Raw genomic sequence first — 14,610 nt, 5'->3', positions numbered from 1 at the left:
TCCATTGCCCTAAACCGATTCGACCAGCGTTGTCTCTACACCTTTAGGTGCATTGTTGGGACCAACTTGTTACCGGTAACATTCATTTTCGCCAACTCCACTGCGAAGCACAACGCCACCAAGGGTGTATATCCGGCCCTGACGTCGTGTGCTCCCACCAAGGATTTTCGTTGCCATGGATAGCCCCACATCCCTGATACTCGCCGCGCTGGGCAGCATCATCGTGCTGCTCTATCTGGTCATGAAACTGCGCTTGCACGCGTTTGTCGCCCTGCTCGTCGTCAGCGGGCTGGTCGGGCTGTTTACCGGCATGGGCGTCGATCAGTTGCTGGATACCGTCGAAAAAGGCATGGGTGGCACGTTGGGCTTCGTCGCCACCGTCGTTGGTCTGGGGGCCATGTTCGGCAAGATGCTGGAGGTCTCGGGCGGCGTCGACCGTCTGGCCAGCACGCTGCTCGACAAGTTCGGCGAGGACCGTTCTCAGTGGGCGATGGGCGTTACCGGCTTTCTGGTGGCGATACCGGTGTTTCTCGACGTCGCGTTCATCATTCTGGTGCCGCTGATCTATGCCCTGACCCGCCGCACCGGGCGCTCGCTGCTCTACTACGGCATTCCGCTGCTGGCGGGACTTGCCGTGACGCACTCGTTCATTCCGCCGACACCGGGTCCGATCGCCGTCGCCAAACTGATCGGCGCCGATCTCGGTTACGTGATTCTGTTCGGCGCGATCTGCGGCCTGCCGGCCATGATCATCGCCGGCCCGCTATTCGGCCGCTGGATCGCCAAGCGTATCGACGCCCAGATTCCCGAATACATGGAGCTGCCGAAAAACGATATCGATACCAGCGGTCTGCCCAGCTTCAAGCTGATCCTGTCGATCATCCTGCTGCCGCTGGCACTGATCGTGCTCAATACCGTGTCCGGCTTCATCCTGCCGGAAGATAGCCCGGTGCTGGCTGCCTTGACCTTCCTGGGTCATCCGTTCGTCGCGCTGACGCTGGCCACCCTGCTTGCCTTCACGTTGCTGGGCACGCGTCGCGGCATGACGCGGGAACAGGTCATGGAAGTCGCCACCAAGGCGCTGGAACCGGCCGGTATCATCATTCTGGTCACCGGTGCCGGCGGGGTGTTCAAGCAGGTGCTGATCGACTCCGGCGTCGGCGAGGTGATGGGCAACATCATGGCCGAGAGCGCCCTGCCGCCGATCCTGCTGGCGTTTCTGATCTCCGCTGCGGTTCGCGTGATCCAGGGGTCGGCCACGGTCGCCATGATCACCGCGGCCGGGCTGATGGCGCCGGTGATCACCACGCTCAATCTCGACGGCCCGGTGCTCGGCCTGCTGGTGATCTCGATCGCCTCCGGCGCCACGGTGCTGAGCCACGTCAACGACTCCGGATTCTGGCTGGTCAACCGCTACTTCGGTCTCACCGAAGCACAGACGCTGAGAAGCTGGACGGTGATGGAGACCATCATCGGCCTGACTGGCCTCGTCATGGCGCTGATCATCGGTTTTTTCATCTAGGAAACAAGCTGGCCTGATGCAAGACGCCCGCCGTGTGAAACCACGCAGCGGGCGTTTTCGTGTGCCGTCGTGGGTCTCTATTCAGCGTGCTTCCAGCGCTTCCCGCACCGTTGCCTCGCGTCGGCGTGACAGCGCTTCGCCCAGCTCGGCGCCGCGAAAACCTTCGTCGAGAAGCGCCTGGGGCAGGATCTGCGAGGCGAGTCGCCAGGCCAGCGCCAGGTCGTCCGCCAGCTCCCCGTCTTCATGCGCGATCAAGGAGAGCAACGGTGCCACCCGTCCCGGTCGGCGCCAGGCATCGATCGCGTCGAGCCAGGCCATGATCGCCCCGGTGCGATCCTCCGCGCCATCGGGACGCACTCCGTCGATCTGCTGACGCAATCGATATGACAGCGCCGCCAGACGCATGGCGTCACGAAAGGCGTTGGGCGCCTTGACGACGTCATTGAGCCGGGACTGCTCGTCGTCCTCGAGGTGCTCGCCGAGCCGGGCCCAGCGCCACAGCGACAAGGGGTAATCAGCCGACTCATCGGGTACGTGCGCGAGTCGATCCAGCGCACGCTCCAACATCGGGGTCGACAGGGGCGGCATCAGCACTGCCAGGGCGCCACAGGATTCCAGTGTCTGGAAATAGGCCGCGGGATCGGCTTCTCCCAACGCCTTGTGGGTCTCGGTCCAGACGCGCTCGGCGACCAGATGGCGCATCTCGTCACTGGCCACCAGCTGACACATCAGCGCCCGGGTTTCCGGTGCGATGGTGAAGCCGAGCCGGCGGTAGCGAGCCAGAAAACGGGCCGCTCGCAGTACCCGCAAGGGGTCTTCCACAAACGCCGACGACACATGCTTGAGCAGTCCGGCCTCGAGGTCGGCCGCGCCACCGTAGGGGTCGATCAGCTCGCCCGCCGGCGTCTCGGCCATGGCGTTGACGGTGAAGTCACGCCGTGCGAGATCGGCTTCCAGCGTCACGTCGGGGCTCGCGTGAATCTCGAATCCGGTGTAGCCGTGGCCCTGCTTGCGCTCGGTGCGGGCCAGCGCATACTCCTCATGGGTATCGGGATGCAGGAACACCGGAAAATCCCGACCGACGGACTTGAATCCGCGCTGGCGCATGGTTTCCGGCGTGGTACCCACCACGACCCAGTCGCGATCGCCGACCGGCCAGCCGAGGCGAGCGTCGCGTACGGCGCCGCCGACCAGGTAGACATCCAGCCCACTGAGGCGAGGATCGGGATGTGGATCGGGTTGCGGCTTCATCGTCTGACTCCGGGTTGGGTGCCGTGCGGCAATCTAACGTTCGACGCTGTCGGGCCGGCGATGCGCCCAGTCCACGAAGCCGCCATCCAGGCTATAGACTTCGTCGAAGCCCTGGCCAGCGAGCCAGCTCGCGGCCTGTTGACTGGAGTGGCCGTGATAGCAGACCACCACCACGGGCGTGTCGCTGGGCGTCTTGTCCACCAGTTCGGCCACCGTGGTGTTGTCGAGATGACGACTGCCGGGTATGTGCCCCTGGGCGAAACTCAACGGATCGCGGATATCCACCAGCTGCAACGGGCGCCTTTCGCTCAGCCATTGCGCCAGCGTCGTCGGGTCGAGATGTTCGAAGGACGGGGTCATGGCTCACTCCTGAAAGGGCTAGGCTCTGAAAGAAACGGGGGTCTGGCTAGGACCGGCGTTGAAAAGGCTGAACTTTGAACAAGATCCGCTTGTGGACGGCAATCCCCGGGCATCTCAGCGGCTGGCGGGCACGGCGATCCGTTCACCGCTGCCGAGATCGAGAGCGGTCAGCGAACCGCCCCAGACGCAGCCGGTATCCAGCGCCCGGACGTCGACCTGCGCATCCGGCGTGCGCCCCTCCAGCGCCGCCCAGTGCCCGAACAGCAGCGTGAGCCTCCGATCGCCAGCCGGGTCGTCCTCCCGCGGATAGGTAAACCAGGGCGCGTAACCCTCAGGCGTGCTGTCCAGCCCTTCCTTGGCAGCGAAATCCAGCGTGCCGTCGTCGGCGATGAAGCGCATACGGGAAAAGACGTTGACGATGGCTCGAATGCGATCCTCGCCGGTCAGATCAGGCGTGAATCGAGCCGGCCGATTTCCGTACATCACGCTCAGAAAATCATCGACATCGTCACCGCGCAAGACCGCCTCCGCCTCGGCAGCCAGTTCGCTTGCCTGGGCGATCGACCACTGGGGCAAAAGTCCGGCGTGAGTCATCACGTAGCCACGCTCATGATCGGCAATCAGCAACGGCTGGCGGCGCAGCCATTCCAGCATCTCCGGCCGATCCGGGGCCTCCAGAATGTCGGTCAGGGTATCGTTGCGCTTGAGCTTGCCGTGCCCCCGTGCCACCGCCAGCAGATGCAGATCGTGGTTGCCAAGCACCACACTGGCGGCACTGCCCAGCGCAACACTCCGGCGCAGACAGCCGAGCGAATCGGGGCCGCGATTGACCAGATCGCCGGTCAGCCACAGATGATCGCGGGAAGGCGAAAAATCGAGCTTTTCCAGCAAGGTCTCGAATTCCACGTAACAGCCGTGCAGATCGCCGATTGCGTAGGTCGCCATACGCTTCCTTGTGATTGAGACGCGACTTCGTCCGGTCAGTGAACCTGATTGGGGCCGGCCAGGCGAAACGGCGCGATGGCGACGTCGAATGAAGCCTGGCTGGAGAGATCGATACAGGTGTAGCTGCCCTGCATGACGCCCACGGGGCACTCGATCACCGCGCGACTGGTGTAACGGAAACTGTGCCCGGCGGTAATGGTCGGCTGCTTGCCGACCACGCCGTTGCCGCGCACTTCCTGAACCTTGCCGTGACCCTGGGTGATCTTCCAGTAGCGCGACAGCAGCTGCACGCTGTGGTCGGATCGATTGTGCACGGTCACCGTGTAGCTGAACACGAAACGTTTGTCGTTGGGCGAGGACTCGTCCTCGCGAAACGACGGCTCGACGTCGACCGTGATAACGGGAGCGGTCTCGCTCATGAAGTCTTCTCCGTCGCGGAATGGCTCTCCGACTGGTGGCCGGTCAGATGATTGCTGATGGCGACCAGCTCTTCGACGCTCAGCGTCTGCGGACGACGGCCGGGGTCGATCCCCAGCGACGCCAGCGCGTCGGCCTCGATGGTCCCCTTGAGGTTGTTGCGCAACGTCTTTCGTCGCTGACCGAATGCCTGTCGTACCACATCGGCGAAATGCCTCTCGTCGTTGGCCGGCCACGGCGGCTCGGCGAACGGCGTCAACCTGACGATCGCCGAATCGACCTTGGGCTGCGGCACGAACGCACCGGGCGGCACGACGAACAGCGACTCGACCTCGCAGTGATACTGGGTCATCACCGACAGTCGGCCCCAATCTGGCCCGCCGGGCTCGGCGGCGAGACGCTCGACGACCTCTTTCTGCAGCATGAAGTGCATGTCGGCAATGGCGCCACGTGCCGTCAGCAGATGAAAGATCAATGGCGTCGAGATGTTGTAGGGCAGATTGCCTACCACTCGCAGCGGGCGTCCGTCCTGTCGGGACAGCTCGAGGAAATCGAACTTGAGCGCGTCGCCCTCGTGGATCGTGAACTCGGGGTAGTCGTAAAACTGCACCCGCAAGCCAGGGATCAGGTCGCGGTCGAGCTCGATCACTTCCAGCGCGCCGGCGGCGTCGAGTATCGGACCGGTGAGCGCGCCCTGACCGGGACCGATCTCGATCAGCCGGTCTCCGGCACGCGGGGCGATGGCACGCACGATGCGCGAGATCACCCCGCCATCGCGGAGAAAATTCTGACCGAACCGTTTCCGGGCGCGAGGCATCGGAGAACGTTCGGAAGAGCGTGTAGACATGAAAAACGAATTCCTTCAGTGAACGCGGACTGCCATCTGCCGAGCCACCTGCAGCGCGACTCGCAGACTGCCCACCTCGGCAAGACCGCTACCGGCAAGATCGAGCGCGGTGCCGTGATCGACCGAGGTCCGCACCATCCCGAGGCCCAGCGTGATATTGGCGGCCTGCCCGAACCCGGCATACTTGAGTACCGGCAAGCCCTGATCGTGATACATCGCCAGCACCGCATCGGCATGATCGAGATGGCGCGGCGTGAACAGTGTATCCGCAGGCAATGGACCCACCAGGTCGAGACCCTCGTCACGCAATCGGTCCAGCGCGGGCGTGATGATCTCCAGCTCCTCGCGACCCAGGTGTCCGTCTTCTCCCGCGTGGGGGTTGAGACCGCACACCAGTATCCGAGGAGAGGCGATGCCGAAGCGGTGGGTCAGCTCTTGCGCCAGAATACGGGTGACGCGCGTCAAACCGGCGCCGGTAATCGCATTCGACACCTGAGCAAGCGGCAGATGAGTCGTGGCCAACGCCACCCGCAGCGGCCTGCCGGTGCGTTCGGTAGCCAGCATCATCACCACCTCCTCGACACCGCAGGCATCCCGCAGGTACTCGGTATGGCCGGTAAACCCGACAAGTCCGCCGTCGATGATCACGCCCTTGTGCAGCGGCGCCGTCACCATGGCATCGGCGAAGCCCCGCTGGCAGGCATCGACGGCGATATCCAGCGTCTCGAGCACGTAGCCGGCATTGGCGGTATCGAGACGACCGGGAATCGAAGCCGTTGCCAGCGACACCGGCCACACCGGCAGTCGGCCATTGACCGGTGCCGGCAGCATATCGCCAGGGGCGAGAACCTCCAGCTCGACCGACCAGCCCAGCAATCGGGCGCGTTCGGCCAGCAGGTCGGGATCCCCCACGGCGACCACCGTCGCCTCCAACTGCTGCCAGTCCCGCGCCACCGCCAGGGCAAGCTCGGGGCCGATGCCGGCAGGCTCGCCGGTCGTCAACGCCAGTACCGGCACCGCCATCAATTCTCGTCGAGACGGTTGTCGATGTAGGCGCTGGCACGGATCTCCTGTGTCCACGCCTCGAGTTCGTCACTGACCTTGCGCTGGAAGATTGCCTGGCTCGCCTGATCGCGGCTCATCTGCTGACTGTCACCGCCACGGGTATCGAGCAGCTTGACCAGATGGAAACCGCTGGGGCTGCGAATCGGTTCACTGACGTCACCCTTGGCGAGATCGGGAATGACATCGGCGAAGATCGACGGAATCTGCGCCGCCTGGCGCCAACCGAGATCACCGCCCTGCAGTGCCTGGGCGTCGTCCGACTCGGCCACGGCCAGTTGCTGGAAATCGGCACCATCCTGCAGCTGCTGATAGAGTTTCTGCGCTTCGTTTTGTGCCTGGGTCACCTGATCCGGCGTCGGCGACTGCGGTACGGCGATCAGGATCTGGGCCAGATGGTAGGCGGTGTTGCTGTTTTCGCCGCGCTGCGCCAGAAAGCGGTCGACTTCACGGTCCGATACCGAAATCTTGCTGGCAACCTGGCTCTGCTGGACCTGGCGAATCAACAGCTCGCGACGGACCTGCTCGCGGACTTCGGCCAGGTTCTGGCCCTGCTTCTCCAGCGTGTTCGCGAACTCGTCCAGGCTCATGCCGTTGTTCTCGGCAATGCCGCGCATGGTGCTGTTGAGCTGGGTCTCGTCGATGCTCAGCTTGGCATCCTCGGCCATCTGCAACTCGATCTGCTCGACGATCATGCGGTCCAGTACCTGCCGCTCCAGCGCCCGCTCCGGCGGCATCTGGATGTTGTTGGCCTGGAGCTGGTCGCGCGCCTGGGCGACCCGCTGTTCGAGCTGGCTGTGCATGATGGCATCGTCGTTGACCACGGCGACGATACGATCCAGCTGCACCACTTCCGCCATCGCGGTCAACGGCGACAGCAGCATTACCAGCGCCAGGGGGATCCATAATCTAGGACGCATGCCTACCTCTCTTGCTTTGATGGAGAGGCGAGCCCTCAGGGCCCGCCGTACACATTGATTGCCTGACGTACATCGAAAGTCCGATGGCTCAGAACTGGCTCGCTTCATAACCCGGCACCGCGCGAGCGAAGTAGGCATCGGTATTCTGGCCGACACCGCCCAGCCCCTTGAACACGAAGCGAAGGAACAGCCCGCGATCGGTATAGTCATCGCTGATGGTGTTGGCGGTGTCATTGTCCTGGACCCACTCGCGCCATACCACCTGCACCGCACTGCAGCAGCTGTTGAACTGAACGCCGGCCAGCGTTTCCAGGTCGCGGCTGTTGGTGTTGTCGTAGAGATAACGGCCGATCAGATCCAGCGAAGACGTAGCCTTGTAGGCGAACGACACATCGAAGTCCTCACGGTCATAGTTCAGCCGATCATCGTCGTCCGACGACGGATCGAAACCTTCGAGTTGCCAACGGTAGCCAAGGTTCACCACATGCCCGACCGGACTCATGTACTGAAGATAAGCCGAGGCCTTCTCGGTCTTGGAACGGTCCGGGTCGTAGAACCATTCGTAGCGGGATCGCCACTGATCGTTGATGCGCCAGTCGAGCTGGGTGATGACCGGTGAACGGTCACGGGTGGCCCGATACCAGTCCTCGTAGTCGGTTTCCTTGTCCGGCAGCGTATCCGGGTCGCCGTCGATGTCGATATTGCGATCGGAGAAGTAGGCACTCTGACCCACGGAGAGGGACAGTCGCTCGCGTCCGGTATCGTCCTCCAGGAAGCGCGTCGAGGCACCGTAGGAGAGCTTGTTGACGTCGCCCACCCGGTCGGCGCCGGTGAAACGATACGGCGACCACAGCTGACTCCACGAGATGGGGCGCTCATCGGTGTCGAAGTCGGGGAACTCCGACTGATCCCGCTCCGGTACGTAAGCGTAATAAAGACGTGGCTCGAAGGTCTGCTTCCAGTCCTGATCGAACAGCGATACGTCGCGCTGGAAGATCAGACCGGAATCCACCGAATAGACCGGCACGGTGCGAGACAGGCTCTCGTCGCGATCGGTGTCCCGGTTGCCGTAGTCGAGGTCGTAGTTGGTCTGCCACAGCTGAAATCTTGGCTCGAGGAAGCCCCAGCTCGGCTGTCCGCGCCAACCGATGGCAGGTGTCAGATTGACCCGCGAGCCGTTGGCCGCTTCGCGCAGCCGGATCTGGCGCATGTCGCCGGTCTCTTCGTCCTCCCAGAAACCGTCGCTGTCGACGCCGTGCAGGTCGCGCCAGAAGTAGGTCGCGTTGGAGTTCCACTCCTGATAGAGACCGTTGTCCTGATCCCAGCGCGCGTTGGCAGTCAGGCTCGGTAACTTGTAGTAAGGCCGGTCATCCTCGTCCAGCGGATATTCGAGACGCTGATAGCCCTGCGCGCGTGCATCGAGATTCCAGGTCGTGCCCTGGTAGCTCAGCCGAGCCAGACGATCGAGGTATTCGGTGTCCTGTTCGCCGAAGTCGGTACCGAAGTCATCGAAATAGCGACCATCGCTGGCGGCGCCGTAGCGCATGGCGTAGTCCAGTCGATCCGTGAACCGGCCGTAATGACTGTAGTCGATGTACCAGCGATCCTCTCCATCGAAGGCATTGTCGGGATCGTTGGGGTTCTCGCTGTCGCCACCACTGTCGTTTGGCAGGTAGGAACCTTCCAGCGTCCCCTGGTCGCTGCCGAACAGGTAGCGAAACTCGCCGCCCAGCATGAAACCGTGATCGGTGATCGCTCGTGGCGTGATGGTGGCGTCGTAGTTGGGCGCCAGATTGAGATAGTAAGGCTGGCTGTAGTCGAGCCCGTCGCTGGAGATGCCCATCGTCGGCCACAGAAAGCCGCTTTGTCGGCGATCATCGATCGGAAACCGCACCCACGGCCAGTAGAAGACAGGCACGTCGCCCATTTCCAGGCGCGCGTTGGAGGCGGTGCCGAAGCCCTGCTCACGATCGATGGTGACATCGCTGCCTACCAGGCGCCATAACCGGCTATCGGGTGCACAGGTCGTGAAGCTCGCCTCGGTCATCCGGTAGCGGCCGTCGTCGAGCCGCTGCATCGACTGCGCATCGCCGCGCAGTCGTTGATCGTGAACCACATAGTGAGCGTCGTCGATACGCGCCGCATCGCTGTCGAGCGAAACCTGACCGTCTCCGCCACGCACCAGCATCCCCGGATAGCGAACCGTCAATGGTCCGTCGGCGAACGCCGTGTCACGGGCGGCATTGACCCGGACCCGTGGCGATTCCAGCTGGCTCTCGCCACGCCGCAAAACGACGTTGCCGCCCAGAATGGTTTCACCGTCGTTGCCGTATGCGGCGGATCCCGAGTCGGACAGTACTTCTTCGGGCGTCTTGCCCTCGGGCAGAAGGTAGCCCGGTTCGATATAGCGGCCACCACACAGGTCGCCGGCCGGCGCTTGATCGCCCCATGGCGCCCAATCCAGTTGATCCGCCGGTAACGGTGCGGGGGGCGCCGCCTGAGCTGTCGATGAAATCAGGCCAGTCAGGGCAGTCCAGACCAGTCGCTTGCCCATGTCCTCTGTGTCCTTGCCGAGTGAAGTCGGTAGTATACAGACCTCGACGGGAGTTGCCGCGAAGCCATTTCTCATTGATCGCCTGAACGGCTGCCGGGCCATCTTGCCGACGCTGCCGGTGCCTTTCGATCCGGGCAAACCAGCGCTGCTCGATCCGGTGATGCCGGCGCATTGCGATTCCGCGTTAGCGAAGCCGTCCGATTTGGCGATGCCAAGCAAACGCGGCACACTGGCCCATCACCGAAACCGTCGCCAGCGCGTCAAGCGACGTCAGTCACGTCCGTCGGACGGTTGGCTCGGCGCGCCCGGGTTGAAGCCCAGCATGCGGTGCCATCCCCGGCTCGTCAACTCGCCGCGAAGCGCCGATACGGCGACCCGTCGCCCCGACCCGCCACCACCACCGGAAGCCTGCATGACCTTGCGCCTCGATGCCCTTCGCCACTGGATCGCTACCCGCCACCATCTGTCGCCAGAGGCCTGCCGATGGGAAGCTGTCGCTGGCGATGCCAGCCTTCGCGGCTACTGCCGCGTCACCTTTCCCGATTTCACCTCCCGCATCGTCATGGATGCGCCGCCGACATTGGAAGATAGCCAACCGTTCGTGGTCATCGGCCGTGAATGGCAGGCGGCAGGCTTACCGGTACCGATGATCCATGCCGTCGATCTCGAGCAGGGTTTCATCGAGCTCGACGATCTCGGCAACGACAGCCTGCACCACCATTTCGGCACCGACGCCGAGGCGCGAAGCGGGACGACACAGGCGCTCGATCTGCTCGACGAGATCGAAAAGCGCGCACCGATCGCATCGCTACCCCGCTATGAACCCGACTTTCTCGACGAGGAGATGGATCGCTTTCCCGACTGGGGGCTGACGCGCTGGCTCGGGATCGAGACGCCGCCGCAGTGGCCTGAGGTCAAGCGTCATCTGCTCGGCCATATCGCGGCGCTCCCCACCGTCGCCGTGCATCGCGATTTCGATGCCATGAACCTGATGATCCACCAGGACCGGCTATGGATCATCGATTTCCAGGGCGCCTTGGCGGGTCCGCTGGGCTACGATCTGATTTCGCTGCTGCGGGGTCGCTATCATCGCTGGTCACGGCAGGAGATGGACCTGTGGATCGAGGGGTTCCGCCAACGCTGCCTCACGGCAGGAAGACTCTCCCCCGATATCGATGGCGAGACGTTCCGGGCCGGCGTCGAGGCGATCGGCGCTCAGCGCCAGCTCAAGATCCTGGGCCAGTTCTGCCGACTCTGCCTGCGCGACGGCAAGCCGAGCTATCTCGAATGGCTGCCTCACTTCTACGCGCATCTCGACGAAGGATTGGAAGCGCTGCCGGCGCTCGGCGATTTCCATCGCTGGCTACGCGAGAGCTACCGCCCGGCGATGGAGGCGCGCCTGGCCGAACACCGAGCGACCAGCGGTGCCGGAGGGAGATCATGAAAGCGATGATCCTCGCCGCTGGCCTCGGCACCCGCATGCGCCCGCTCACGGACCACTGCCCCAAGCCGCTGCTGCCGGTCGCCGGCAAGCCGCTGATCGTTCATCATCTGGAGCGCCTGGCGGCGGCGGGGATTCGAGACATCGTGGTCAACGTCAGCTACCGGGCGCAGCAGATCATCGATGCGCTCGGCAACGGCGAACGCTTCGGCGTCTCGCTCACCTTCAGCGTCGAGGAGACGCCGCTGGAAACCGCCGGCGGGCTGCGTCAGGCACTCCCCGAACTGGGTGATGCCCCATTCGTGCTGATCAACGGAGACGTGTGGACGGACTTCCCGCTCGCGCAACTCACGCTGACAGCGGGCGATCTGGCCTCGCTGGTGATGGCCGACACTACCGACTTTCATCGTCGCGGCGATTTCCACCTCGATGCACGGGGTCGTCTGCATGCCGAAGGCGAACCGCGCCTGATCTACGCCGGCCTGGGCGTCATTCACCCGCGGTTGATCGCCGATCTGCCTGCCGGCGCGATCGCCAAGCTGGCGCCGCTACTGGTGGATGCGATGCAGGCGGGCCGCGTCGGCGGCTGGCATCATCGTGGCGACTGGGTCGACGTCGGCACCCCGGCACGGCTGGCCGAGCTGGACGCCAGGCTCCGGTCATGACGGCGCGGACGTCACGAGCAAGAGTCGGGAATGTTATCCTGCCCTCATCGATCAACACGTGATTCGGCAACGAATCCCCAGCAAGGAATCCTCGTCATGAAAGCCACAGTCAAATGGACCGACGGCCGCCAGTTCGTCACCGAATCCGGCAGCGGTCACAGCGTCGTGATCGACGGCAATCCGGATAACGGCGGGCGCAACACCGGACCGCGTCCGATGGAAATGGTGCTGATGGGCCTCGGCGGCTGCACCTCGTTCGACGTCATCCAGATTCTCGAGAAAGGCCGCGCCGAGGTGACCGACTGCGTCGCCACGCTGGAGGCCGAACGCTTCGATGGCACGCCCAGCGTGTTCACCAAGATCCACGTCCATTTCGTCGTCACCGGCAAGGCACTGAAGGACGCCGTGGTGAAGCGCGCCGTCGATCTCTCCGCCGAGAAATACTGCAGCGCGTCGTTGATGCTCGCCAAGGGTGGTGTCGAGATCACCCACTCCTACGAAATCGTCGAGGCGTAAACCGCGAGCCGCCAAAATCCATCCCCACGTCCGGAACGCAAACCGCCAGCGACGGTATCGCTGGCGGTTTGCGTTCGAGCCTTCATCCACGTCCCGAGCCGTCGTTCAGATTCGGTAGACGCTCTTGGTCATGACCTTCGACATCAGCCGCATGCCCCACTTCAGCGGTAGCGGGAAGCGCTGACCGCCGGATTCCAGCGCCCAGAGTTCATGCTGCGCCTCGTCGATGCGCATCTGTTCCAGCACCGCACGCGAGCGCTTGTCGTCGATCGGCAATTTGCGCAGATGGGCTTCAAGATGCCGCCCGACCTGCTCTTCGGTGGCCGCGACGAAGCCGAGACTGACACGGTCGCCGATCGCGCCGGCCAGCGCCCCCATCCCGAAAGAAGCCGCATAGAACGCAGGGTTGAGATAGCTGGTGCGGCTGTCGAGCTCCTGCAGGCGCTGATCGCACCATGCCAGATGATCGATCTCTTCCGCGGCCGCCTCTTCCATCCGTACTCGGGTCTCGGTCAATTTCGCGGTCAGGCCCTGGCCCTGATAGAGCGCCTGCGCGCACACCTCGCCGGTATGATTGATCCGCATCAAGCCGGCGACATGATGGCGCTGTTCCTCGTCGAGAGGGCTTTCGGGCTGCACGTTGGCCGGAGACGGGCGACTCGGCTGAGCCGCCTTGGGCACCAGCGTGCGCAGCACGGTATCGAACTGATGAATCAGGTTGTCGGCGCGGGAAATCTGGCGTGTCATCGATGTCTCCTGACGATCTGGCGGCGGGTCGAGGGCCGTCATGGTGAAACGAACGGGCTGAGGACGAACGTCGAGCGGTCGCGCTTTCAACCCGGCGGCCACTGCATCTGGCGTCCGCCCAGGAGATGCATGTGGATATGATAGACCGACTGCCCGCCCGCTTCGTTGCAGTTCATCACCACACGGTAGCCGTCTTCGGCAAATCCCAACTCTCTGGCCAGTCTGGCCGCGGTGTACTGCAACCGTCCGACCAGCGCCAGATCGGCCTCCTCGATATCGTTGAGGGTGGCGATCGGCTTCTTGGGGATGATCAGGATATGCGTGGGCGCCTGCGGGTTGACGTCGTTGAACGCCAGCACCTCGTCATCCTCGTAGACGATCTCCGCCGGTATTTCGCGATCGATGATCTTGCTGAAGAGTGTCGGCTCCATGAGCGCTCCTGATGTCGAGAGGGTTTGTCGGTATCGGCAAGGCGGACTTCAGCGAAAACGGCGCTGAGCCAGCAGCTGGCGCACCTGTGGCGCGAGAATCAGATCCATCGCCAAAGACAGGCGCGCGCCGGGTACGACCAGCGTGTTCGGCCGACTCATGAAGGCATCATGAATCATGGTGACCAGATAGGGAAAGTCGACGGCCTCTGGATCCCGGAAGCGAATGACCACGAACGACTCGCCATCGTTGGGCACGTCCTGCAGCTCGAACGGGTTGGAGGTGTCCACCGTCGGCACGCGCTGGAAGTTGATATGCGTGCGTGACAGCTGAGGCTGAATGTAGCGCACATAGTCGTGCATGCGGCCCAGGATGGTATCGATGACCGCTTCCTGGGAGTAGCCCCGCAGCTTGGTATCGCGATCGATCTTCTGCAGCCACTCGAGATTGATGGTCGGGGCCACGCCGATCAGCATATCGACGTGCCTGGCGATATCCACCTCGTGGGTGACCAGCCCACCGTGAAGCCCTTCGTAGAGCATCAGGTCGGTGCCACTGGGAATGGGCTGCCAGTCGGTGAAGGTCCCGACCTGCCAGCCCGCCTCGATCATGCGTTTGTCTTCGGCATGAATGTAATGGCGATAGGTTCCCTTGCCGTTCTCGCCGTACTCCTGGAACAGCGCATCGAGCCGGTCGAGCAGATTGGCGTTGACGGAAAAGTGCGAGAGCTCGGCCTTGCGCTCCGGCTCGACCTGAAGAATCTGCGCCAATTCCGCCCGCGAATAGCGATGGAAGGCGTCGCCATCGATGAACGCGGCGTGCACATCCTCACGCGCGAACATGCGCTCGAAGGTGCGCTTGACCGTGGTGGTGCCGGCCCCCGAGGAGCCCGTCACCGCGATGATCGGAAATTCACGCGACATGCAGAACCTCT

General features: G+C 63.5%; 15 protein-coding genes. 4 read left to right on the top strand and 11 right to left on the bottom strand.

Translation table 11 applies throughout. From position 1 onward, the window contains the following. Positions 1-175 precede the first annotated feature (175 nt). A complete protein-coding gene (locus tag BTW07_RS14150) occupies positions 176-1,522 on the top strand; it encodes a GntT/GntP/DsdX family permease (protein WP_075570827.1) in 1,347 nt (448 codons plus the stop codon). An 81-nt stretch (positions 1,523-1,603) separates the two neighbouring features. Here BTW07_RS14150 and BTW07_RS14145 read toward each other — a convergent pair whose 3' ends face one another. The 8 genes from BTW07_RS14145 to BTW07_RS14110 all read right to left on the bottom strand — a co-directional run bounded on the left by BTW07_RS14145 (position 1,604) and on the right by BTW07_RS14110 (position 9,878). Next, a complete protein-coding gene (locus BTW07_RS14145; protein WP_075570826.1) occupies positions 1,604-2,773 on the bottom strand; it encodes a tRNA nucleotidyltransferase/poly(A) polymerase-related protein in 1,170 nt (389 codons plus the stop codon). 33 nt (positions 2,774-2,806) lie between these two features. Next, entirely contained in the window at positions 2,807-3,133 is a 327-nt protein-coding gene (gene glpE / locus BTW07_RS14140; RefSeq protein ID WP_075570825.1) for a thiosulfate sulfurtransferase GlpE, read from the bottom strand. Between the two features lie 114 nt (positions 3,134-3,247). Beyond that, positions 3,248-4,078: a symmetrical bis(5'-nucleosyl)-tetraphosphatase gene (locus BTW07_RS14135; RefSeq protein ID WP_075570824.1), complete on the bottom strand. Its 831-nt coding sequence runs from the start codon at positions 4,076-4,078 to the stop codon at positions 3,248-3,250. Positions 4,079-4,113: 35 nt separating this feature from the next. Beyond that, a complete protein-coding gene (gene apaG, locus BTW07_RS14130) occupies positions 4,114-4,497 on the bottom strand; it encodes a Co2+/Mg2+ efflux protein ApaG (protein WP_075570823.1) in 384 nt (127 codons plus the stop codon). Continuing rightward, positions 4,494-5,342: a 16S rRNA (adenine(1518)-N(6)/adenine(1519)-N(6))-dimethyltransferase RsmA gene (rsmA, locus tag BTW07_RS14125; RefSeq protein ID WP_075570822.1), complete on the bottom strand. Its 849-nt coding sequence runs from the start codon at positions 5,340-5,342 to the stop codon at positions 4,494-4,496. The genes apaG and rsmA overlap by 4 nt, the downstream gene beginning before the upstream one ends. 15 nt (positions 5,343-5,357) lie before the next feature. Next, positions 5,358-6,365 (bottom strand): 4-hydroxythreonine-4-phosphate dehydrogenase PdxA, encoded by a 1,008-nt coding sequence (gene pdxA, locus BTW07_RS14120; RefSeq protein ID WP_075570821.1) that lies wholly within the window; start codon positions 6,363-6,365, stop codon positions 5,358-5,360. Then, positions 6,365-7,324, bottom strand: coding sequence for a peptidylprolyl isomerase (locus BTW07_RS14115; protein ID WP_075570820.1), 960 nt, complete (start codon positions 7,322-7,324; stop codon positions 6,365-6,367). Before BTW07_RS14115 ends, pdxA begins: the two co-directional genes overlap by 1 nt. A gap of 88 nt (positions 7,325-7,412) precedes the next feature. Continuing rightward, on the bottom strand, positions 7,413-9,878 hold the full coding sequence (locus BTW07_RS14110; protein ID WP_075570819.1) for an LPS-assembly protein LptD: 2,466 nt from the start codon (positions 9,876-9,878) through the stop codon (positions 7,413-7,415). A 412-nt stretch (positions 9,879-10,290) separates the two neighbouring features. Here BTW07_RS14110 and BTW07_RS14105 point away from each other — a divergent pair, with 412 nt between their 5' ends. The 3 genes from BTW07_RS14105 to BTW07_RS14095 all read left to right on the top strand — a co-directional run bounded on the left by BTW07_RS14105 (position 10,291) and on the right by BTW07_RS14095 (position 12,500). After that, positions 10,291-11,322, top strand: coding sequence for an aminoglycoside phosphotransferase family protein (locus tag BTW07_RS14105; RefSeq protein WP_075570880.1), 1,032 nt, complete (start codon positions 10,291-10,293; stop codon positions 11,320-11,322). Continuing rightward, the gene (murU, locus tag BTW07_RS14100; protein WP_075570818.1) at positions 11,319-11,984 is read left to right on the top strand and encodes an N-acetylmuramate alpha-1-phosphate uridylyltransferase MurU; all 666 of its coding nucleotides are present in this window, start codon (positions 11,319-11,321) and stop codon (positions 11,982-11,984) included. Before BTW07_RS14105 ends, murU begins: the two co-directional genes overlap by 4 nt. A 96-nt stretch (positions 11,985-12,080) precedes the next feature. Continuing rightward, the gene (locus BTW07_RS14095; protein ID WP_075570817.1) at positions 12,081-12,500 is read left to right on the top strand and encodes an OsmC family protein; all 420 of its coding nucleotides are present in this window, start codon (positions 12,081-12,083) and stop codon (positions 12,498-12,500) included. Between the two features lie 105 nt (positions 12,501-12,605). On the opposite strand, the gene coq7 is transcribed toward BTW07_RS14095, so the two are convergent. From coq7 to BTW07_RS14080, 3 genes are all read right to left on the bottom strand, one after another. Next, entirely contained in the window at positions 12,606-13,247 is a 642-nt protein-coding gene (gene coq7 / locus BTW07_RS14090; protein ID WP_075570816.1) for a 2-polyprenyl-3-methyl-6-methoxy-1,4-benzoquinone monooxygenase, read from the bottom strand. A gap of 86 nt (positions 13,248-13,333) precedes the next feature. Continuing rightward, positions 13,334-13,678, bottom strand: a complete 345-nt coding sequence (locus tag BTW07_RS14085; protein ID WP_075570815.1) for a histidine triad nucleotide-binding protein — start codon at positions 13,676-13,678, stop codon at positions 13,334-13,336. Between the two features lie 48 nt (positions 13,679-13,726). Continuing rightward, the gene (locus BTW07_RS14080) at positions 13,727-14,599 is read right to left on the bottom strand and encodes a phosphoribulokinase (protein WP_075570814.1); all 873 of its coding nucleotides are present in this window, start codon (positions 14,597-14,599) and stop codon (positions 13,727-13,729) included. Between the last annotated feature and the right edge of the window lie 11 nt (positions 14,600-14,610).

The organism is Salinicola socius (assembly GCF_001937195.1).
Taxonomy (GTDB): Bacteria; Pseudomonadota; Gammaproteobacteria; order Pseudomonadales; family Halomonadaceae; genus Salinicola; species Salinicola socius.
This window is presented reverse-complemented; position numbering and strand designations above follow the sequence as displayed.

Excerpts from the sequence above, each read along its gene's own strand:
- apaG (WP_075570823.1), bottom strand. The coding sequence starts at position 4,497 with ATGAGCGAGACCGCTCCCGTTATCACGGTCGACGTCGAGCCGTCGTTT.
- BTW07_RS14105 (WP_075570880.1), top strand. The coding sequence starts at position 10,291 with ATGACCTTGCGCCTCGATGCCCTTCGCCACTGGATCGCTACCCGCCAC.
- BTW07_RS14150 (WP_075570827.1), top strand. The coding sequence starts at position 176 with ATGGATAGCCCCACATCCCTGATACTCGCCGCGCTGGGCAGCATCATC.
- BTW07_RS14145 (WP_075570826.1), bottom strand. The coding sequence starts at position 2,773 with ATGAAGCCGCAACCCGATCCACATCCCGATCCTCGCCTCAGTGGGCTG.
- BTW07_RS14095 (WP_075570817.1), top strand. The coding sequence starts at position 12,081 with ATGAAAGCCACAGTCAAATGGACCGACGGCCGCCAGTTCGTCACCGAA.
- BTW07_RS14135 (WP_075570824.1), bottom strand. The coding sequence starts at position 4,078 with ATGGCGACCTACGCAATCGGCGATCTGCACGGCTGTTACGTGGAATTC.
- coq7 (WP_075570816.1), bottom strand. The coding sequence starts at position 13,247 with ATGACACGCCAGATTTCCCGCGCCGACAACCTGATTCATCAGTTCGAT.
- BTW07_RS14080 (WP_075570814.1), bottom strand. The coding sequence starts at position 14,599 with ATGTCGCGTGAATTTCCGATCATCGCGGTGACGGGCTCCTCGGGGGCC.
- rsmA (WP_075570822.1), bottom strand. The coding sequence starts at position 5,342 with ATGTCTACACGCTCTTCCGAACGTTCTCCGATGCCTCGCGCCCGGAAA.
- BTW07_RS14115 (WP_075570820.1), bottom strand. The coding sequence starts at position 7,324 with ATGCGTCCTAGATTATGGATCCCCCTGGCGCTGGTAATGCTGCTGTCG.
- murU (WP_075570818.1), top strand. The coding sequence starts at position 11,319 with ATGAAAGCGATGATCCTCGCCGCTGGCCTCGGCACCCGCATGCGCCCG.
- pdxA (WP_075570821.1), bottom strand. The coding sequence starts at position 6,365 with ATGGCGGTGCCGGTACTGGCGTTGACGACCGGCGAGCCTGCCGGCATC.
- glpE (WP_075570825.1), bottom strand. The coding sequence starts at position 3,133 with ATGACCCCGTCCTTCGAACATCTCGACCCGACGACGCTGGCGCAATGG.
- BTW07_RS14085 (WP_075570815.1), bottom strand. The coding sequence starts at position 13,678 with ATGGAGCCGACACTCTTCAGCAAGATCATCGATCGCGAAATACCGGCG.
- BTW07_RS14110 (WP_075570819.1), bottom strand. The coding sequence starts at position 9,878 with ATGGGCAAGCGACTGGTCTGGACTGCCCTGACTGGCCTGATTTCATCG.